This window comes from Streptomyces longisporoflavus (assembly GCF_014649775.1).
Lineage (GTDB): Bacteria > Actinomycetota > Actinomycetes > Streptomycetales > Streptomycetaceae > Streptomyces > Streptomyces longisporoflavus.
Window position 1 is genome coordinate 241,489 of record NZ_BMTR01000012.1, and the last position, 21,413, is coordinate 262,901.

Annotated in this window: 13 protein-coding genes and 1 tRNA gene; 11 read left to right on the forward strand and 3 right to left on the reverse strand. The window is 70.8% G+C overall.

The genetic code is table 11. From position 1 onward, the window contains the following. Nucleotides 1-2 precede the first annotated feature (2 nt). On the reverse strand, nt 3-1,214 hold the full coding sequence (gene rho / locus IE226_RS25060; protein ID WP_190083602.1) for a transcription termination factor Rho: 1,212 nt from the start codon (nt 1,212-1,214) through the stop codon (nt 3-5). Between the two features lie 358 nt (nt 1,215-1,572). Here rho and IE226_RS25065 point away from each other — a divergent pair, with 358 nt between their 5' ends. The 8 genes from IE226_RS25065 (at nt 1,573) to IE226_RS25105 (ending at nt 13,234) form a co-directional block, all read left to right on the forward strand. Then, entirely contained in the window at nt 1,573-2,379 is an 807-nt protein-coding gene (locus tag IE226_RS25065) for a 3-hydroxybutyrate dehydrogenase (RefSeq protein ID WP_190083603.1), read from the forward strand. Nucleotides 2,380-2,461: 82 nt separating this feature from the next. Further along, the gene (locus tag IE226_RS25070; protein ID WP_190083604.1) at nt 2,462-3,907 is read left to right on the forward strand and encodes an MFS transporter; all 1,446 of its coding nucleotides are present in this window, start codon (nt 2,462-2,464) and stop codon (nt 3,905-3,907) included. A gap of 75 nt (nt 3,908-3,982) precedes the next feature. Further along, entirely contained in the window at nt 3,983-6,622 is a 2,640-nt protein-coding gene (locus tag IE226_RS44195) for a GAF domain-containing protein (protein ID WP_229871521.1), read from the forward strand. A gap of 115 nt (nt 6,623-6,737) precedes the next feature. After that, nucleotides 6,738-8,828 (forward strand): pectinesterase family protein, encoded by a 2,091-nt coding sequence (locus IE226_RS25085; protein WP_190083605.1) that lies wholly within the window; start codon nt 6,738-6,740, stop codon nt 8,826-8,828. 184 nt (nt 8,829-9,012) lie between these two features. Then, a tRNA-Arg gene (locus IE226_RS25090) sits at nt 9,013-9,085 on the forward strand. Nucleotides 9,086-9,490: 405 nt separating this feature from the next. Then, nucleotides 9,491-11,545, forward strand: coding sequence for a transglycosylase domain-containing protein (locus tag IE226_RS25095; RefSeq protein ID WP_190083606.1), 2,055 nt, complete (start codon nt 9,491-9,493; stop codon nt 11,543-11,545). 52 nt (nt 11,546-11,597) lie between these two features. Beyond that, nucleotides 11,598-12,239, forward strand: coding sequence for an FHA domain-containing protein (locus IE226_RS25100; protein WP_190083607.1), 642 nt, complete (start codon nt 11,598-11,600; stop codon nt 12,237-12,239). 89 nt (nt 12,240-12,328) lie between these two features. Next, entirely contained in the window at nt 12,329-13,234 is a 906-nt protein-coding gene (locus IE226_RS25105) for a MerR family transcriptional regulator (protein WP_190083608.1), read from the forward strand. 123 nt (nt 13,235-13,357) lie between these two features. Here IE226_RS25105 and IE226_RS25110 read toward each other — a convergent pair whose 3' ends face one another. Together IE226_RS25110 and IE226_RS44905 are read right to left on the reverse strand one after the other, a co-directional pair. Further along, a complete protein-coding gene (locus IE226_RS25110; protein WP_190083609.1) occupies nt 13,358-15,217 on the reverse strand; it encodes a DUF8823 domain-containing protein in 1,860 nt (619 codons plus the stop codon). A 299-nt stretch (nt 15,218-15,516) separates the two neighbouring features. Then, complete coding sequence (locus tag IE226_RS44905) at nt 15,517-18,675, reverse strand: D-alanyl-D-alanine carboxypeptidase (RefSeq protein WP_190083610.1); 3,159 nt, start codon at nt 18,673-18,675, stop codon at nt 15,517-15,519. A gap of 199 nt (nt 18,676-18,874) precedes the next feature. Here IE226_RS44905 and IE226_RS25120 point away from each other — a divergent pair, with 199 nt between their 5' ends. The 3 genes from IE226_RS25120 (at nt 18,875) to IE226_RS25130 (ending at nt 21,359) form a co-directional block, all read left to right on the forward strand. Next, the gene (locus IE226_RS25120) at nt 18,875-19,666 is read left to right on the forward strand and encodes a GOLPH3/VPS74 family protein (protein ID WP_190083611.1); all 792 of its coding nucleotides are present in this window, start codon (nt 18,875-18,877) and stop codon (nt 19,664-19,666) included. Nucleotides 19,667-20,050: 384 nt separating this feature from the next. Beyond that, nucleotides 20,051-20,908 (forward strand): helix-turn-helix domain-containing protein, encoded by an 858-nt coding sequence (locus tag IE226_RS25125; protein ID WP_190083612.1) that lies wholly within the window; start codon nt 20,051-20,053, stop codon nt 20,906-20,908. 241 nt (nt 20,909-21,149) lie between these two features. Continuing rightward, nucleotides 21,150-21,359, forward strand: coding sequence for a DUF397 domain-containing protein (locus IE226_RS25130; protein WP_190083613.1), 210 nt, complete (start codon nt 21,150-21,152; stop codon nt 21,357-21,359). Nucleotides 21,360-21,413: the final 54 nt, after the last annotated feature.

Genomic DNA, 21,413 nt, shown 5'->3' on the forward strand with positions numbered 1-21,413 from the left:
CCTCAGCCGCCGTTGACGCTGACGGACTTGGCGGATCCCGCGCCGGGCACGGTCTGCTGCACCTGCCGCAGGAACGCGGTGTTGTCCGGAGTCTTGCGCAGGCGCTCGATCAGCGCCTCCAGGTTGCTCTGCGCGTCCCTGCCGTGCAGGGCGCGCCGCAGACCCCGTACGGCCGTCAACTCGTCGGCGGGCACCAGCAGTTCATCGCGGCGTGTGCCGGACGGGGTGACGTCGACGGCCGGGAAGACCCGCCGCTCGGCCATGCCGCGGTCGAGGCGGAGCTCCATGTTGCCGGTGCCCTTGAGCTCCTCGAAGTAGTAGTCGTCGGCGCGCGAACCGGTCTCCACGAGCACGGTGGCGAGCATGGTCAGGGACCCGCCCTCCTCCGCGCACCGCGCCGCCCCGAACAGGCGCTTGGGGCCCTGGATGGCGGCGGCGTCGACACCTCCGGAGAGCGTGCGCCCGCCGCTCGATGCCGCGTTGTTGTACGCGCGGCAGAGCCGGGTGAGGGAGTCGAAGAGCATGACGACGTCCCTGCCCTCCTCGGTGAGCCGCTTGGCGCGCTCGACGGCGAGTTCGGCGAGGGCGATGTGCTGCTTGGCGGGCCGGTCGAAGGTCGAGGCGACCACTTCACCCCGTACGGAACGCTTCATGTCCGTTACCTCTTCGGGCCGTTCGTCGAGCAGCACCACCATGAGGTGCGCCTCGGGATGGTTGGCGCTGACGGCGGCGGCGATCTGCTGGAGCAGGACGGTCTTGCCGGTACGGGGCGGCGCGACGATGAGCCCGCGCTGGCCCTTGCCGACAGGGGCGACGAGATCGATGAGCCGGGTCGCGACGCTGCCGCCACCGCTGCCCGGTGTCTCCAGACGGAGCCGCTCACGCGGGTGCAGCGGGGTCAGGTCGCCGAACCGGGCGCGCCTGCCCAGGGCTTCGGCCGAGTGGCCGTTGACCCGGTCGACGCCGTTGAGGGTGCGGGCCTTGCCGCAGACGCCCTCGACGTGGTCACCGGCGCGCAGGCCGAGCCGGCGGATCAGCGCGGAGGGGACGGCCACGTCGTTCGAGGTGGGGAGGCAATCGCCGGTACGCAGATGGCCGTTGGCGTTGTGACTCACGTCGAGGGTGCCGGAGACGGCGACGGCGGGGGCCGTGGTGTCGGCCGTGGTGTTGGCCGTGGTGTTGGTCTTTTCGCGGGTGATGGTTGCGGTACTCATGATGGGGTCCTTTCGCGGGCATGCGAATGAAGGGGCCCGGCGGAACGGTGTGTGCACGTCCCGTACGGCGGGCGGAGGGAAGAACTTCGGCAGAAGGCTTCGCGAAGAGACGCGAACCGGGGAGCCGCTGGACTACGAGAGCCTCGACGAGGCGGAAGAAAAGAAGACTGGCACCGGCGCCGCAGAAGGCGGCGTACACACGTGCTGTTCGCAAGGTAGCACAGCTTTCGGACTGCCGAGCGTGACGTGGGTCACTGGGATCGTACCCGGACGGCCGCACCATCCACATGACTCGGCCCCCGGTTGTGTGGGCCGCACACATGGGAACCCCACCCGGCGCACCCTTACGTTTCCGGCCATGACGAGCCCCATTCCCCGCGGTGCCGACCCCGCAGGAACCGACCCCGCACTCCTCGGCGGAACCGACCTCTCCGGCCGCACCGCCCTGGTCACCGGCGGTGCGAGCGGCATCGGGCGGGCCTGCGCCGTGGCCCTGGCCGGTGCCGGTGCCTTCGTACACGTCGTGGATCTGCACGCCGACGCGGCCAAGGAGGTGGCGGACGGGATCGACGGCGAGGCCCATGCCGTGGACCTCGCCGATCCGGCGGCGCTGAACACCCTGCCCACCCACGTCGACATCCTCGTCAACAGCGCCGGGCTCCAACACGTCGCCGCCATCGAGGAGTTCCCCCCTGAGCGGTTCGACCTCATCCAGAAGGTCATGGTCACCGCACCGTTCCTCCTGTTGCGCCGGACGCTGCCCCACATGTACGCGGGCGGCTGGGGCCGCGTCGTGAACATCTCCAGCGTGCACGGCCTGCGCGCGAGCCCCTTCAAGTCCGCTTACGTCGCCGCCAAGCACGCTCTTGAGGGCCTGAGCAAGGTCACCGCCCTGGAGGGCGCGTCGCACGGCGTCACCAGTAACTGCCTGAGCCCCGGCTACACCCGTACGCCCCTCGTCGAGGACCAGATCAGCGCCCAGGCCGACGCCCACGGCATCGCTCCCGAGCAGGTCCTCACCGACGTACTGCTGCGGCGTTCCGCGGTCAAGCGCCTGATCGAACCCGAGGAGATCGCCGCCGCCGCGCTGTGGCTCTGCGGCCCCAGCAGCGGCTTCGTCACGGGAGCTTCGCTGCCCCTGGACGGCGGCTGGACCGCCGGCTGACCCCTGCCGCTCCCTCCCCTGCCGCTCCCTCTCCCCCCTGCCCCCATCGCACCCCCGTCCCCATCGAGAAACGGATCACGCCATGGCAGCCGCAACGCCGCGCGCCGCGGGCAAGACCCCCGGCGGAACCCCGGGCAAGCCGGGTATCGCCCGCATCATCAGCGCCAGCCTGATCGGCACCACCATCGAGTGGTACGACTTCTTCCTCTACGGGTCCGCCGCGGCCCTCGTCTTCAACACCCTCTTCTTCCCCGACAGCGACCCCCTGGTCGGCACGCTCCTCTCCTTCCTCACGTACGCGGTGGGCTTCGCCGCCCGGCCCCTCGGCGGTGTCGTCTTCGGTCACTTCGGCGACAAGGTCGGCCGCAAGAAGCTGCTCGTCCTGAGCCTGATGCTGATGGGCGGGGCCACCTTCGCGATGGGCCTGCTGCCCACCCACGCCACGCTCGGCGTCGGCGCCCCGATCCTGCTCACGCTGTTGCGCCTGATCCAGGGCTTCGCGCTCGGCGGGGAGTGGGGCGGTGCCGTACTGATCGTCTCCGAGCACGGCGACGACAAGAACCGCGGTTTCTGGGCCTCCTGGCCGCAGGCCGGTGCCCCCGGCGGCAACCTCCTGGCCACCGGCGTCCTCGCGCTCCTGGCCGCCGTCCAGTCCGACGAGGCGTTCCTCGCCTGGGGCTGGCGCATCCCGTTCCTGCTCTCCGGTGTGCTCGTGATCATCGGTCTGTGGATACGGGTCTCGGTGTCGGAGTCCCCGCTCTTCCTCGAGGCGCAGGCCCGCGCGGAGGCCGCCGCTGCCTCCGAGGCGGCCTCCGCTGCCTCGGGGTCGGCCGCCGCTGCCCCGGGGACGGCCGCCAAGCAGGACGCGCCCGTCATCGAGGTCTTCCGGCACAACTGGCGCGGCGTGCTCACCGCCATCGGCACCCGGCTCGGCGAGAACGTCTCGTACTACATCCTCACGGCCTTCGTCCTCGTCTACGTCACCGTGCACCTGGAACTGCCCAAGAGCACCGCCCTGAACGCCGTGCTCATCGGCTCCGCCGTGCACTTCGTGACGATCCCGCTGTGGGGCGCCCTCTCGGACCGCATCGGACGCAGGCCCGTCACATTGATCGGCTCGGTCGGCATGGCGGTGTGGGCGTTCGCGTTCTTCGCCCTCGTCGACAGCGAGTCCTTCACCGTGATCACCCTGGCGGTGACGGTCGGGCTGCTCTTCCACGGAGCGATGTACGGGCCGCAGGCGGCTTTCATCTCCGAGATGTTCGACACCAGGGTGCGCTACTCCGGTGCCTCGATGGGCTCTCAGCTCGCGTCCATCATCGGCGGCGCGCTCGCCCCGATCATCGCGGTGGAGCTCCTCAAGGACTTCGGGTCCGCGACGCCGGTGGCCGTCTACGTCTGCGTGACGGTGCTCGTCACGACGTTCACGGTCCTGGTGGCGAAGGAGACGCGGGGGCGTTCCCTCGCCGAACGGGGAACGGTCTCCACGGGTGCGAACAGGGCGACCTCGGCGACAATCGGAAGCTGAACGCGTCCTCTCACGCGTCCCTCACTCATCACCACCAGCAGCACGCGTACCCCGCTCCCGGAGGCGACCCGTCGTATGTCCAGCTCGCCAGACGCCGCCCACCGGGAGCCCCATCGGGAGACCTACCGAGAGCCCCACCGAGAGACCCGCCGGGAATCCGGTCCGGACGCCCGCCCGGAGCAGGCGTACGCCGCCGCTGCCCTGCGCGAGCTGCTCGACCTCCTGGCCGGGGACGCGCCGGCCGAGCAGTTCGCCCGCCCCGCCGCGACGGCCCGCGCGGCCGGGGCGAGCGGCGCCGAACTCACCGCGATCGACGAGGCCACGCAGACCGCCCTGCGCGTACGCCGCACCCTCAACCAGCACCAGCGCAGGGAGGCCGAACTCACCGCCCTCTTCGACACCGCGGGCGACCTCGCGGCGCTGCGCGACCTGGACGCCGTACTCCGCGCCATCGTGCACCGGGCCAAGCTCCTGCTCCGTACGGACGTCGCGTACCTCTCCCTCAACGACCCGGCCAGGGGCGACACATACATGCGCGTGACGGACGGCTCGGTCTCCGCGGCGTTCCAGAATCTGCGGCTCGGCATGGGCGAGGGGCTCGGCGGCCTCGTCGCCCAGACCGCCCGTCCGTACGCCACCGGGGACTACGAGGTCGACCCCCGTTTCCAGCACACCACCACCATCGACAGCGCCGTACTGGAGGAGGGGCTGCACGCCATCCTCGGCGTACCGCTGCGGCAGGGCACGCACGTCATCGGAGTGCTCTACGCCGCCGACCGCACCGCCCGCACGTTCACGCCCGACGAGGGCGCGCTGCTGTCGTCCCTCGCCGACCACGCGGCGATCGCCATCGACAGCGCGCGCCGGATGGAGGAGACCAGGGCCGCGCTCGTCGACCTGAACGCGGCCTCGCAGACCATCCGCGCGCACAGCGAGGCACTGCGCAGGGCGGAGGACGCGCACGACCGCCTGACCGATCTCGTCCTGCGCGGCGGGGACTTCACGGAGGTCGCCACCGCCATCGGCGCACTCCTGCACGGCGGCACCCTCATCCACGACGCGGACGGCACGGAACTGGCGCGGGTGGACGCGGAGGGGGCGGGGCGGGGGCCCTTGGGCGCGGACGAGGCGGGGCAGGACCGCGTGGGCGCGGGCGGCGCGGAGGGCGCGGGCGGCGCGGGCAGCGCAGGGCTGGGGCATGTGGGCGCCGGCGACCTGGGGCTGGGGCACGTGGATACGGACGGCGCAGGGGTGGGGCACGTGGATACGTACGGCACGGGCCTGACCCGCGTCGACGCCGGTGCCGGTGCCGTTGCGCGCACGTCGGCCGCCGGCCCTGGTACGCACACGTCCCCCGCCGGCTCCGGTACGCACACGTCCGACGCCGACCTCGGTATGCACCCGTCCGACCCCAGCCTCCGTACGCACACCTCCGACGCCGAACCCGGTACGCACACGTCCGACCCCAGCCTCCGTACGCGCACGTCCCCCGCGGCCCCCCGTACGCACTCGGCCGACCCCAGCGCCCATACACGCTCGGCCGACCCCAGCCCCGATACGCACCCGGCCAAACCCAGCCCCGGCACGCCCTCGTCCGAAACCGCCCCAAGTACGCGCTCGACCGCCCCCAGTCCCCGTACGCACCCCTCCGGGACTGATCCCGGCGCATACCCCTCCGAGACTGACCCCCGTACGCGCCCCTCCACGACCACCCCCCACCCGCGCCCCTCCACGCCCACCCCCCACACACCACCCCCGGCCAAGGCCATCGCCGCATCGCGCGCCAGTGGGCGGGCCGTTCCTCTCGACGGGACCTGGGTGTGTGCGGTGCTCGCGGGCGCGGAGCTCCTCGGCAGCATCGCGCTCACCGGCCGGGCGGACCTGGGTGAGGCCGACCGCCGCCTGTTCGAGCGTGCCGGGGTCGTCACCGCGCTGCTCCTGCTGCTTCGCCGCTCGGCCGCCGAGGCCGAGGACCGCGTACGCGGCGAGCTCCTGGGCGACCTGCTCTCCCTCTCCGGTACGCCGGGCCGCCTCACCGCGCGGGCCCGTCGACTGGACGTCGACCTGACGTTCCCGCACTCGGTGTTCGTCGCCCACAGCGAGGCGGCGTCCCGCCGGCTTCTGCTCTCCTCCGCCGCCCGCGCCGCCCGGTCCCGCCGCGGCCTCTGTGGCCTGCACCACGACCACGTGGTCCTGGTGATGCCGGCCGACGACACCGGCGCGAGGGCCCGCGCACTCGCCACCGAGCTCACGCAGGCCGCCGCAGCCCCGGTCACGGTGGGCGCCGCGGGCCCCGCCACCGGCCCCGAAGCCCTCTCGCAGGCCCACGCCGAGGCCCTGCGCTGCCTCTCCGCCCTGCGCGCGCTCGGCCACACCGGCCGGGGCGCGGACCTGCCCGACCTGGGCTTTCTCGGCGTACTCCTCGGCGAGGACACGAACCTCGACTCGTACGTACGCCGCACGCTCGGCCCCGTCCTCGACTACGACACCAAGCGCGGCACCGAGCTCATCCACACCCTGCGGGCCTACTTCGCCTGCGGAATGAGCCAGTCCAAGGCGAAGGACTCTCTCCACGTCCATGTGAACACGGTGGTCCAACGCCTGGACAGGATCGGCCACTTGCTGGGACCCGACTGGCAGTCCCCGGAACGCTCCCTGGAGATCCAGCTCGCCCTGCGCCTGCACGCCTACACGTGGGCGACGGGGACGCCGTAGCCGCAGTGACCGCGGTATCCGTGACCGCCGTAACCGCCGGGGGCAACCATTCCGCCCCGTGGTGGCGACTGCCCTGCGCAACGCACACCGACTACCGCCAGGGCGGATGAGGCACATGTCAGAGAGCAAGCGCAAGCAGCACGAGCGCAGGGCGAGGCACCGCAGGCGCCACCCGGGCCTGACGGTCGGGATCGCGGTCGCCATGGCGGCAGCGGCGGGTCTGACGTACGGCACGGCTTTCGGGATCTTCGGCGAGGACGCGCAGCCGAAGGCCGCGGCGACCACATTGGCCGGCACCGGCGATGCCGCCGACGGCTTCGCCTCGGTCAACGCGCTGGGCCAGAACGGCACCTACGGCGGCCGCGACGGCAAGACGGTCACCGTGAAAACCCTCGCGGACCTGGAGAAATACGCGACGGCCGCCGACCCCTACGTCATCGTCGTGGCCGCGACGATCAAGGTGGACCCCAAGGGCAAGGAGATCAAGGTCGCGTCGGACAAGACGATCGTCGGCTCCGGCACGTCGGGCCAGATCGTCGGCGGCGGCTTCTTCCTGGGCCAGGGCGTGCACAACGTGATCATCCGGAACCTCACCATCCGGGACTCGTACGCGGGCACGTGGAACGACAAGGAGCACGACTTCGACGCCGTACAGATGGACGGCGCACACCACGTGTGGATCGATCACAACGACCTGCGGCACATGGCGGACGGCCTGATAGACAGCCGCAAGGACACGACCTACCTGACGGTGTCCTGGAACAAACTGAGCGACAACAACAAGACCTTCGGCATCGGCTGGACCGAGAACACGACGGCCGACATCACGGTCCACCACAACTGGTTCCGCGAGACGGAGCAGCGCAACCCGTCCACGGACAACGTCGCCCACGCGCACCTCTACAACAACTACTTGCAGGATGTCGCGGGCACGGACATCACGTCCTCGTACGGGAACTACTCGCGGGGGAACACGCGGATGGTCCTGGAGAACAGCTACTTCGAGGGCATCGACAACCCGGTCACCAAGGACAGCACGGCCTCGATCGTGCAGCGCGGAAATGTCTTCGCGGGAACGAGCGGCCGCAACGAGAGCGGCGGCACGGCGTTCGACCCGAAGAGCTTCTACGACTACACGCCGGACAAGGGTGCGGACGTCCCGTCGAAGGTGAAGACGGGCGCGGGCCCGCGCAAGACGATCGGCGGCGCCACGCCGGCCAAGAACGCCACGCCGGCCAAGAACGCCGCCGAGACCACCCTCACCGTGGGAAAGGACGGCAACGCGCAGTACAAGACGGTCCAGTCGGCGGTAAACGCGATCCCCGCGAACAACGCCTCCCGGGTCACCGTCGCCATCGCACCGGGCACGTACCGCGAAACGGTCAAGATCCCCTCCGACAAGCCGCACGTCACGCTCCGGGGCACGGGCGGCAGCCGCAAGGACACGGTCATCGTGTACGACAACGCGGCGGGCACCCCGAAGCCGGACGGCTCGGGCACGTACGGCACGTCGGGCAGCGCGACGGTAGCCGTGGAGGCGGACGACTTCCAGGCGCGCAACCTCACCATCTCGAACGACTTCGACGAGAAGGCGAACCAGAACCTGTCCGGCCACCAGGCGGTGGCCCTGCGTACGGCGGCCGACAAGGCGTTCCTGGACAGCGTGATCGTGGAGGGCGACCAGGACACGCTGCTCCTGGACACGGCATCGAAGGCGAAGCTGGGCAGGGCCTACATCCGCAATTCGTACATTGTGGGCAACACGGACTTCATCTTCGGCCGGGCGACGGCGGTGGTGGACCGCTCGGTGATCACCCTCAAGAAGCGCTGGGACGGCACCTCACAGGGTTACGTCACCGCGCCGAGCACGGCGCCGGACCGCAAGGGCTTCCTGATCACGAACACCACGGTGAACGGTGACGTGTCGGCACGCAGCTTCTACCTGGGCCGCAACTGGCACGCGGGCGGCGACGCGACGCTGGACCCGCAGACGACGGTTCGCGACTCGACCCTGAGCGGCGCCATCAAGGCGACCCCGTGGACGGACATGGGCGGCTTCTCCTGGAAGGACGACCGTTTCGCGGAGTACAAGAACAAGGGCGCGGGCGCGGGCCCGGCAAGCGGCGACCGCCCGCACCTGACGGACACGCAGGCAGCAAACCAGGAGATCACCGACTGGCTCGGCACCTGGACCCCGACGCCCTGAGCAGCGCCACCTCCGCCCCCCTGAGCAGGCGCCACCTCCGACCCCCTGAGCAGGCGCCGCCCGCTTCCGTGAGCAGCACGGCCCCTGATTCCCCGAGCAGCACGGCCCCGGCCGGACACCAGCACGCCGCCCCCATCCGCTACCCTGTCTGAAACCGCCATCCGTGGCGGCAACAGCCAGCCCCGCCTTCGTAGCTCAGGGGATAGAGCACCGCTCTCCTAAAGCGGGTGTCGCAGGTTCGAATCCTGCCGGGGGCACAGCGGTAAGGGCCGGCCCAGAGGTTTGATCCTCTGGGCCGGCCCTTTTGTATGTCCCGTTGCGGGCCCCGCGGGGCGTACGAGCCTGTCGTGCGAGCCCGCGTGCTGCTGAGGGCGCCCGCGCACCGCTGTGGCGTTCGCACATTCAACCTGTGTTGAGTGCCTCGCCCCGGGAACACGTGAGGTGACATGGACTCCCATGGCGGCCCGGGGCACACCCGAATGGCTCGGCCGCCGTGGTTGAGGCGGGCCGGCCGCGGCCGAGGGGAGCCGCCGCGGCCGGGCACTGCCCCTCCCCCTAAAGGCGCAGCCCCCCACTCCCCCGATCCCCCCCGCCGTCCTTGTTACGACCCCCTAATACCCTTCCGGCCAACCCCCGCACCCTCCCCCTCCCTCTCCCCCAGCATGGGGACACACACGCAGCGGAAGCCGGCGCGCAAGTCCAGGAACCCCCGCGCCCGGAGCCGGAAGCCGACTCGTCACCGCCTCCGGAGTCTTCGCCGCCCGCACCGCCTCATCGACTACCCCCGGCACGGCAGACGCGGGGTCCGGCGCTGGCTGCCCTCCTGGCGGCAGTGGGCCGGTGTGCTCGGCCTCGTCGTCTCGGGCGGCGTCTGCCTTTTCGCCTTCGTGTACGCGGCCGTCGACATCCCCGACGAGAACGCAGCCGCCCGGCGCGAGGCCAACGTCTACTACTGGGCCGACGGCACCCAGATGGTCAGCACCGGCGAGGTGAACAGGCAGAACATCCGGCTCTCGGAGATTCCCGATGCCGTCGAGAGCGCCGTCATCGCCGCCGAGAACGACACCTTCTACAGCGACTCCGGCGTCTCGCCCAAGGGCCTGGCCCGCGCCGCCGTCAACATGGTCCGCGGCCAGGAGACGCAGGGCGGGTCCACGATCACCCAGCAGTACGTGAAGAACACCTACCTCTCCCAGGACCAGACGGTGACCCGCAAGGTGAAGGAGTTCGTCATCGCGTTGAAGGTGGACCAGCGCAAGAGCAAGCGGGACATCTTGCAGGGCTACCTCAACACCAGCTGGTTCGGACGCGGCGCCTACGGCATCGAAGCCGCCGCCCACGCCTACTACGGAATCCCCGCCAAGGATCTCGACGCCAGTCAGGGTGCCGCCCTCGCCGCCCTCCTGAAGGGCGCCGAGCAGTACGACCCCGCCGCGAGCCGCGCCAACCACCGGCGATCCGTGGCGCGTTGGGAGTGGATACTCGACCGGCAGGTCAAGGCCGGGCTCATGAAGCCCTCGGTGCGCGCCGGGTTCACGACCTATCCCGAACCCCACAAGGAGTCCCGGGCCACCAGTCTCGGCGGGCAGACCGGCTATCTCGTCGATGTCGCGAACAAGTACATCAAGCAGCACACCTCCCTCACCGACAAGGACCTCGCCCTCGGCGGCTACAAGATCAACACCACCTTCGACAAGGAGAAGGTGCGGCGCCTGAAGGGCTCGGTCGAGCGCGTCCTTGACCGTGACATCGACCCGGAGAAGCGCGCCGCCGACAAGGGCGTACAGGTGGGCGCCGCCTCCGTGCGACCGGCCGACGGCGCCATCGTCGCCCTGTACGGAGGCGCCGACGCCACCAAGCACTTCACCAACAACGCCGACACCTCCGGCGTCCCCGTCGGCTCCGCCTTCAAGCCCTTCGTCCTGGCCTCCGCCCTTGAGCACGGCACTCACGGCACCCCCAGTACCCGCGGGGCTCGTGCGGCTGCGGAGCGCGCCATCCCCTGGCAGGCGGTGTCGGCCGAGAGCTTCTACGACGACAGCGGCCGCCTCCTGGATCCCGCCGCCCCAGCCGCCGCCGGCAGCGGCATCGACGGGCCGGACGCCTCTCACCCCACCCTCCGCCAAGCCATGGCGAAAGGCGGCAACGCCACCTACGTACGTCTCGGCGAGGACGTCGGGCGGGAGCGGGTGCGGCGTACCGCCATCGCCTCCGGGCTGCTCGAAGGGAGCATGGCGCGCCTGGACAAGACCTTCCCCATCGGTACGTCGACCCCGAGCGCGATCCGCATGGCCGGTGCCTACGGCACCTTCGTCAATCACGGCCTCCACCACGAGCCCTACTCCGTGACCAAGGTCGTCAAGGACGGCACGCCCGTCGACGGGCTCGCGCGGCCCGGTGCGCGGCGCGCCCTTGATCCGGACGTGGCCGACGAGACCGCCGACGCGATGCGGGGTGTCGGCACGGCGTCCGTCGACCGGGCGGTCGTCGCCGGGCGCACCGGCGACCAGGACCGCCTGCGGTCGGCCTGGTTCACGGCCGCCACCGAGGAGTTGTCGACGTCCGTGACGATGTTCCGGACCAGCCCCGACGAACCGCAGCTGCTGCCCATGGCGGGCGTGGGCGGGGCCGCGTCGCAGCACGGGAACGTCTTTCCCGTACGTATCTGGCGGGATTACGGGATTACGGGATCGCCTGAAGGCGGCAGCTCCCCGTAGCTCATCCTCAGGTCTCTTCCCCTGGCCGCCGAACCACTGCCATCGTTCCGATATGTATCCCTATGGGCCGCCGCCCGGGCCGTCGCCCCGCATCGACTCGGCGGAACTGCGGCCGCGTCGGCGGTGGTTCGTCTTCGCGGGTCTTATCGCGGCGGTGTGCGTGGGCATCGGCATCGTGAGCTTCGTGATGACGCTGACCTCGACGGTGGACTCCGTCGACGACGACAGGGCGTTCGCGAGCGGGCGGTCCGTGACGCTGCGGATCGGACCCGACGACGACGCCGCCATCTACGTACGCAGCCCGTTCGTCGCCCGGGCGCACTGCGAGGTGATCTCCGGGCCTGCCGGCTCCGCGCCGCGCGTGACCACGCCCGACAGCACCTTCACCGTGACCAAGGGCAGCGTCGAGTGGCAGCGGGTCTTCGTGCTCAAGGCGGACACGGCCGCGGAGTACGGCGTGACGTGCGACGACCCGCGGGGCGCCCTCATCTTCGCGCCCGGCGACGACGCCGACTTCGCCTCCTTCGTCGGCGGCATAGTCGTGACCGTGGTCGTGCCGCTCCTCGGCCTCCTGGCTGGCGCCGGCATCGCGATCATCGTCGGGGTACGACGCGGCAGGCACCGCCGGTGGCTGGAGGCGCAGGTGTACTACGGCCACCGGGGCGCCCCACCGGCCACGAACGGGACCGGTTGACCTCGCCCCGGGGCGGTTGACCTTGCCCCAGGGGCAGAGCCCATCGTCCCGCGTGCCGGGCGAAGGGCCCGGTGACGGAGGATGCCCCCATGGACGCGCACGCACCGCACGACGGCTCGGCGGACGGCGAACAGCTGCTCACCATCGGCGAGTTCGCCGCCCGGGCGCGGCTCTCGCCCAAGGCCCTGCGCCTGTACGACCGCCTCGGCCTGCTGACCCCCGCGTACGTCGACGGGTCCACCGGCTACCGCCACTACCGCCCCGCCCAGGTGGAAGACGCCCGCACCGTCGTCCTGCTGCGCCGTCTCGGCATGCCGCTCGCGGACATCGCCGCGACGGTACGGCTCGACGGCGAGGGAGCGGGGCAGGCGGTCGCCGCGTACTGGGCGGGTGTCGAGGAGCGGCACGCCGAGCAGCGCACGCTCGTGGGGTACCTCCGTGGACGACTGTCCGGAAGAGGTTGTGAGATGTACGAGAAGGATTTCGAGATCAAGACCGTCGACGTGCCGGAGCAGTACGTGATCTGCGAGAGCAGGCACCTGCTCGCGGAGGAGCTGCCCGTCTGGATCGGCGCGGCGACGCAGCGTCTGGAGGAGGCGGCCGAGCGCGAGTGCGGCGGCGTCGCGGCCCCGGCGTTCGTCGTCTACCACTCCGAGGTGACCCAGGACAGCGACGGCCCCGCGGAGGCCTGTGTCCCGGTCAGGGACGCGGAGGCGGCGCGGGCGTGGGCGCGGCGGGCGGGCCGGGAACGGGGCACCGGCTTCCGCGTGGAGCCCGCCCACCGGCTCGCCTACACCCGGATCACCAAGGCGCAGGTCTCCTATCCGCAGATCATCGGCGCGTTCGACGCGGTGGAGGCGTGGGTGGCGCGCGAGGGGCTGCGGGTCGCGGGGGCGTGCCGCGAGATCTACTTCGTGGAGTGGGACGCGGCCGGTCCTCAGGACCAGGTGTGCGACGTGGCGTTCCCGGTGACCGCGGCGGCCGGGACGGCGTGAGCCGGTAGCGGGAGCAGGGCGTCAGGAGCAGGACGTCGGGAGCAGGGTGCGGCGGGCGGGGAGAAGGTCCCTGCCCGCCGTACACGCGACGGGGAGACGGTCCCTGCCCGCCGCACGCACCTCTTATCGCAGGCTCTCCTGCATCTCCTCGGGGCAGGCCGTGCCGCGCGGGAGCTGGTAGGGCGCGCCGAGACGGTAGACGCCGGGGCCGGGGGCGATCAGCTCGGTCCACTTGTCGCCCTCGGCGTCCTCTTCCGCCTCCATCAGGCAGCCGTTGACGTTGTCGAACTTCTTGGGGGCGTTCTCGTCGAGCTCCCCCTGCCACTTGGACTCCTCGGTCTCCTTCGGCGCCTCCACGCCCTTGCCCTCGGCGTCGACGATGCTGAGCCACGGCGAGTACGGGACGCGGATCAGGACGCGACCCGCCTTCTTCACCTCGATCGTCATGCCGCCCGCCTCGGCACGGTCGACGACCGCGGGCGGATCGGCGAGCGGCGTCGGGTCGGTGACCTCGTACAGCTGCCAGTTGGAGTCCACCCACACCTGCTTCAGATACGGCAGGCCCCGCTCGATCAGCGCGGCCTCGCGCTTGCCGCCGTCGCCGTCGGGCTCTCCGTTGGGCACCACGACGTAGTGCACGGCCCAGCGCTTGAGCCACTCGTGGTAGTTCGCGGAGTTGAGGGTGTCGTCGTAGAAGAGGGGGTTGCGCTCCATGTCCGCCTGGCGGTTCCAGCCGCGGGCGAGGTTCACGTACGGGGAGAGGGCGGAGGCCTCTCGGTGGCTGCGGGCGGGGACGACCTCGACGCGGCCCTTCTCGGCGCCGACCTCCTGGAGCTCGTTGACGAGCGGCGCGAGCTCACGCGTCCAGGAGGCAACGGGCGTGGTGTGCACCGCGTCGTCGCCCGCCTTGAATCCGACCCAGCCGACGAAGCCGACGAGCGCCACGACGACCACGTACCACTTGCGGGTCTTCGGTACGGCGAACGGCAGGGCGGCGAGCAGCAGGACGGCCGAGAAGGACATCGCGAGCCGGGTGATGTTGGAGCCGATCTGCGAGTTGATCAGCCAGACGCCGAGCACGAAGGCCGCGTACACGACGGTGGTGATCCGTACCGTCTTCCACTCCTTCGGTACGGCGAAGTAGACGAACGCGGAGTAGAGCAGCGGCAGCGAGGCGGAGCCGAACGACATCGGCTGCGTGCCGGAGAAGGGGAAGAGCCACGCGGACAGGCCGACGACGACGGCGGGCGCGAGGCCGAGCGCGTACGCGCCGGGGTAGCGCTTGCTGAGGAACAGCGCGACGGCGACCATGCCCACGAAGAGCCCGGCCACCGGGCTTCCCATGGTGGCGAGGGCCGCGAAGGGCGCCGCCACCAGGGCCTTCGCCCAGCGCTTGTAGCGCCAGCGGTAGGGCCAGCAGAAGACCGCGGCGACCGCCATGAGCGCGAACATCTGGCCGAGGCCGTACGTCACGCGGCCCGACACCGCGTTGCAGAACAGGGCGAAGACACCCGCGAGCGCGGGCCACAGCGGCTGCTTCACCGCGCGGCTGCGGATCAGGATCATCGTGAGCAGGGCGGCGGAGAGCGTCCCGGCGATCATCATCGTGGTCCGGACGCCGAGCACCGACATCAGATACGGCGATACGACGCTGTACGACACCGGGTGCATTCCGCCGTACCAGGCGAGGTTGTACGCGGAGTCGGGGTGCCGGCCGACGAACTCGGCCCAGGCGTCCTGCGCGGCGAGGTCGCCGCCGCTGTTGGCGAAGACGAAGAACCACACGATGTGCAGGACGGCCGCGGTACCGGTCGCGATGGTCACGGGGTGGCGCAGGAACCGCTTCCAGGCGGGCGCGTCCTCGGGTTCGACGGGGGCGCTGCGCTGGGCGGGCAGGTGTATTCGCGCCCCGGTGCGGGTGGCGCCACCGGTGCCGGAATCAGGATCTGCGTCGTCGGCTCGCGTCGGCTCCGCTGTGGCCACTTGCGGCACTCCCCGTGTCGTTCTGTCCGTCCGGGGGGCCGTGCCAGGAGGTCCGTCCCGGAACACCCCGTCGCTCAGCCCCGGCGTACTCCCCCGAACTTGTGACGCTAGCACGCACCGCCCGGCGGGGGCCGGGGGCGGTGGGTCCCTCCGGGCGGGTCCGGCCGAGCACGGCCGAAGCGTGACCAAAGCGCGGCCAAAGCACGGGCGTGGGCGGCGGCTTGCGCCACCGCCCACGCCTTCGTACTGCTATTGCTACTGCCGTTGCTGTCGCGTACCGCTGCTGCTGGTGCGGGTGCTCAGCCGACGCGCGTGAGCTTGGCTCCGAAGCCCGGCTCGGCGAGGTCCTTCTGGAGCGCGACCGGCACCTCTACGGCGCCGTCCTTGCCGTCGCCGACGCTCAGCACACCCACCTTGGTGCCGGCCTTCGCCGAGTGCGGAACCGACTGCCCGGCCTTGTCGCCGAGCTTCAGCTTCACGGTCAGGCCGGACCAGCCCGCGGCGGAGACGTCCTTGGTGGCGACGACCGGGGTCGTGCCGCCCAGACCGTCGTCGACCTCGCCGACGACATCGCCCTTCTTCACGATCGTCTTGGCCTTGAGCGCGCCCTGGCCCGCCTCGATGAGCTTGCGGGTGACCCCGGTGACCTCGTCGATGTTGGCCGTGCCGTTGTCCCCGTACTGGCCGAGGGCGGCACCGATGATCGTGCGGGTCTCGCCGCCGACCTTCTGCTCCGCGGCGAAGAGGATGTTGCCGCCCGCCGCGGTGGTGGTGCCGGTCTTGATGCCGATGGCGACCGTCGGGACGAGCCCGAAGAAGTTGTTCTGCTTGTCGCCGTTGAGGTCCTTGTAGCTGGGCTGGCGGGAGATCTCGTTGAAGACCGGGTCCTCCATCGCGGCCCGGCCCAGCTTCACGAGGTCCGCGGCGGTGGAGACGGTCGTCTTGTCGAGGCCGCTCGGGTCCGTGTAGTGGGTGTTCTTCATGCCGAGTTCCTTGGCCGTCTTGTTCATCTTCGCGACGAACTCGTCCTCGGAATCGCTCTTGCTGTCCCAGCGGGCGAGGAGCTTGGCGATGTTGTTCGCGGACGGCAGCATGACCGCCTGGAGCGCCTCGTACTGACTGATCTTCTGGCCCTCAGAGACCTTGACGACCGACTCGTTCTCCGCCTTGCCGGTCTCGTAGTGCTTCTCCGCCGCGGCGTCGACCGGGATGTCCGGGCCGTTGTTGCCCGGCTTCAGCGGGTGGTCACGCAGGACGAGGTAGACCGTCATGACCTTGGCGATGCTCGCGATCGGCACGGGCTTCTGGTCGCCGGACGTACCGAACGTGCCGATGCCGTTGACGTCCATCGCCGCCTGGCCCTCGCCGGGCCACGGCATGGACGGCTTCTCTCCCTCGAAGGAGACGGTCTCCTTCGCGGTGAGCGTCAGGGTGGGCGTCGGCAGCGGACGTACTGCCTGTACGACCGCAAAGACGATCAGCAGGAGCAGTACGAGCGGCGTCCACACCTTGACGCGCCGCACGACGGTACGGACGGGGGTCTCGGGCGGCGGCGGGGTGTTGGTCAGCTCGGCGAGGAGGTCGAGCGGGGGCCGCGGGGGGAGCGGCTGCTGGGTGGTGCGCTCGGGGCCTACGTTGCCGTTTTCAGGCGTGGGCGCCTTCTCGGGCGTGGGCGCCTTGGTCGCGGGGGCGGGTGCGGCGGGGGGCAGCGTGCGGCTGGACGAAGCGTCGTCCAGGGGCTTGAGCGCGACGAACTTGCTGGTGCGCTCGGCGTCGGCCTCCGACTTTGCGCCGGGCTTTGCAGCAGGCTTTGCTTCAGCCTTGTCGCCGGCCTCGGACTTCTTGCCGGCCCCCGCCTTGTGGTCGCCCACCTTGAGCATGGTGGTCGGCTGATCAACGGCCTTGCCCTTCGGGGGCAGCTTGAAAACAGCGGTGGCTTGATCGACACCGGTGGCCGGGGGCTCGTCCTCGGCGTCCTTGCCGTCGGCCTTGTCGGCGCCGGTCTTGCCGTCTGCGGCCTTGTCGGCGCCGGGCTTGTCGGCGCCGGGCTTGTCGGCGCCGGGCTTGGCTCCGGAGGCCTTGTCGGCGGCGCCTGCGGCCCACGAGGGGGTCTTGCCTCCGGCAGGCTTGTCGGCGCCGCCGGGGACGGCGTCCTGGACGCTGTCCGCCGCGTCGGCGGAGTTCTCCGCGTCCGCGGGCTCGTCGCCTGCCGCGTCGGCCGCGCCGGCTTCACCGGAAGCGGCGTCGGCCGCCTCTCCGGCGGAACCCTCCGCCTTCGCGGGCTCATACGCGCCGCTGTCCGCCGCGTTCGCCACACCGGCGCCCCTGGAGGGGCCGACCACGTCCGCGACCTCGTCGGCCGCACTGCCGGTGCTGCCCGCCTCCCCGGAGTTGCCGGACTCGGTGTCGGCGTCAGCCGCCTTCCCGCTGTCCCCGGCGGAAACGTCCGCGTCCGCAGCCCCGCCGGCCGCACCGGCCTCACCGGAGTCGGACTTCTCGGCGGGGCCCTCGCCGTCCCCAGGCTCGCTGTCGGCGCCGTCCGTCGCCCCGGCATCCCCGGCGTCCCCGGAGGAGCCCTTGGCGCCCCCAGGCCCGTCAGACGACCGGTCAGGGCTGTCCGTGGCGTCGTCCGCGCCGTCGTCGGAGTCAGAGTCGGCGTCGGAGCCGGCCTCGGCGGAGCCCTTGCCACCCTCAGGCCCGCCAGACGACCGGCCAGCGCTGTCCGTGGCGTCGTTCGCGCCGGTCTCGGAGTCGGTCTTGGCGCCAGCGCCAGCGTCGCCCACACCGGTCCCGGAGTCGGAGCCAGCGCCAGCGTCGCCCGCGCCGGTCTCGGGGTCACCGGCGTCGGAGCCGGTCCCGGAGTCGGAGCCGGTCCCGGAGTCGGAGCCGGTCCCGGAGTCGGAGCCGGTCCCGGAGTCGGAGCCGGTCCCGGAGTCGGAGCCGGTCCCGGAGTCGGAGCCGGTCTCGGAGTCACCGGCGTCGGAGCCGGACTCGGCGTCGGCGCCCCCGGAAGAACCCTCCCCGCCCCCAGCCCCGCCCGAGGCGTCCTCGTCGGAAGCCCCGGGCTCAGGCGCCTTCTCCGCGTCCTCCGGAGTCTCGTCCGCCGTCGCCACCCACGCCGCCACAGCGGCCCGCAACCTCGCGTCGCCGTTCTCCGCGCCCTTGGACCCGCTCCCGGCGCCCTTGGCGCCCTCAGCGGAGGCCCCGGACGCACCAGACGCACCGGACCCTCCGGAGTCCGCCGCCGCCGCGTCCTTCACCGCCTTCGTCGAGAAGACCGCCGTCGCCCGGTCCTCGCGCGCCGCGGGGACCTCGCGGGCCACCGCGAGGCGCGGGTCGCGTTCCTCCGGTGCCTGCGCCGGAACGGACGGCTCTGACCCAGTCGGATTCCCCGACGACTTCCGCTGCTTCGACCTGTCGGGGGTCTCGCCCGCCACCGATGCCTCCTCGTACGCCATGCCGCTCGCGTTGCCGTTGCGCCAAAACCACGGCCGGACCCACTGTCCGAACCATGTACCAGTGTCCTGTGTGGGGGCTTAACCCCCGTGGTAGACGAGAACGACATACCTACTGGTTCCCGTACGTACCGGTCACGCACTCTCGACAGACCAATGTGAGAGGGGTCACCCTGTCATTCATCCACGCGGGGAGGCATGGATGGGCAGGAGCCGCAGAACAATTCCGGAGGAGCTTCTGCTGCTCGCTTTGGACCCGGCCACGGGTACCACAGCGCAGCCGCAGTCGCTCGACCTCGGTCTGGCCGGAGCACAGCTAGTGGAGCTGGCGCTGGCCGGACGGATAGCCCCAGACGGGGATCGTATCGCCGTGGTGATGCCACGGCCGACCGGAGATCCGACTCTGGACTCCGCACTGGAACTGCTGCGCAGGCGCGGCAGCCCGGTTCGGGCAGTCCACTGGATCGGCGGGCCCCGACTGGGGCTGCGCCAGATTTACCTCGCGCACCTGGAGCGGTGCGGCATGGTGCATGCCGTTTCGGGCCAGATGTGCGGAGTACTGCCGACGACTCGCTACCAAGCGACGGACACGGCAATCAGCCGGGACATCAGGTCACGGCTGGACAGTGCGATCCGCACCGGCGTCCCGCCGGACCCGCGGACCGCGGCGCTCGCCGCGCTCGCTCACGCAGTGGGACTCGGCAAGCACCTCTACCCCGGCAACGAAGGGCGCTCGTCGCGCTCCCGTCTCCGGGACCTGATCAGGCACGACCCGATGGGCGGCCTCGTGGCGCACGCCGTGATGGACGTCCAGAACGGTGTGGCCGCTCAGCCGCGCCGCAGTCCGGCCCCAGCGGGTCCGGGCGGACCGGGTGGACCTGGCGGGCATGGTGGACCAGGCGGTGGCCGACAGCCGGCCAGGACCGCTCCGGAGCCCGGCGGGGTTCCGATGCAGCCGCGCCGCGGCTCCATGGCACGCGCCGTGGCTCACTGAGGCAGGTCACCACAGCAACGCCGCACCGCAGTAAGGCAGCAAAGAGCGACCGCAGCAACCGCAGCAAAAGACTCACCGCAGTACCGGCAACAGCAACGCCGCACCGCAGTCCCCCAGACCCGGTACGGGAGCCGCTGGGCCGCGCGGGGCACAGGCACCGGGACGTCCGGACGACGACACCGGTACCGCCGCCCCGCGCGGCCGCACTTTCCGGCGCCGTGCAGCCGGGCCGCACCCTGCGCACCAGTCCTCACGTCCGTCTTCTTGTCGCAGTGCGCCTCGCACTTCACATCCGCTGTTTCCCAGCGGTGCGCGACACGTTGGTGGCAATCTGCTGAACAGCAGATACGCAAAGTAGAGGCATGTAGTCGGAGGTGCACGTCCGTGGCGTCCAACGTCAATCCCACCGTCAGGCGACGCCGGTTGGGCCAGGAGCTCCGCAGGCTCCGCGAGCTCAAGGGCATGACGGCCGAGGAGGTCGCCGAGCGCCTGCTGGTCTCGCAGTCGAAGATCAGCCGCCTCGAGAACGGCCGCCGGTCGATCAGCCAGCGCGATGTCCGTGATCTCTGCGGCGTGTACGAGGTCGAGGATCACCGCATCGTCGACTCACTCATGCAAATGGCCAAGGACTCCCGCCAGCAGGGCTGGTGGCACTCCTTCGGCGACATCCCGTACAGCGTCTACATCGGCCTGGAGACGGACGCCGCGTCCCTGCGCGTGTACGACCCGCAGGTCGTCCCCGGTCTGCTCCAGACCCGCGCGTACGCGGAAGCCCTCATCACCGGCGCGCTGCCGGAGACCACGCCGACGGACATCGAGAAGCGCGTCCAGGTCCGGGTTCGCCGGCAGGAACGAATCAGCGCCCCGGAGAATCCGCTGCGCCTGTGGACCGTCCTCGACGAGTCCGCCCTGCGCCGCGTGGTCGGCTCCCGGCATCTCATGCGCGACCAGCTGGAGCATCTCGTGGAGCAGTCACAACTGCCGCACGTGACGGTCCAGGTGATCCCCTTCGAGATGGGCGCGCACCCCGGTCTCAACGGCCAGTACGCGATTCTGGAATTCCCGGACGCCGCGGATTCCAGCGTGGTCTACATCGAGGGCGTGACGAGCGACCTCTATCTGGAGAAGGCGAACGACGTCCAGCAGTACAGCGTGATGTACGAGCATCTGCGGGCCCAGGCACTGAACGTGGACCAATCGCGCCAACTCATCGCCGACATCGCGAAAGAGTACGCTCGGTAAAGTATGCGGGGTACTGCATAAACCGCGCATCCGACCGCCCTCCGCGGAGAAACGCCGCACGGTACACCTAAGTCTCGGCCGTGCGGAAGACCCCAATGGAATATGCCATCCGGTCGAGTGAACGATCCCTTCACTCGGCGATGTTGGCGAGTAGCGTCATTCACGCCATCAAGCAACATCTGTTGGCCGCAACCGCTCTTGGCGGTGACCGAACTCAACAACTGGGCAAACCGGAGTAACCATGGCAATTCATCAGGGCGCTACGAATACGTGGGTCAAGTCCTCGTATTCCACGGGAAACGGCGCGTGTGTCGAGGTCAAGTCCCCCCTTTCCGCAGCTATTTCGGTGCGGGACTCGAAGGTCACCGAGGGGCCTGTCCTCGCATTTCCCTCCGCTTCGTGGAGCGCGTTCGTCTCCGAGGTCGGCCGGGAGTCGTCACACCTCGGTTGATACGCGTCCCGTTGCGCACCAGCACCACAGGATCAGCGAGAGACCGACAACCGC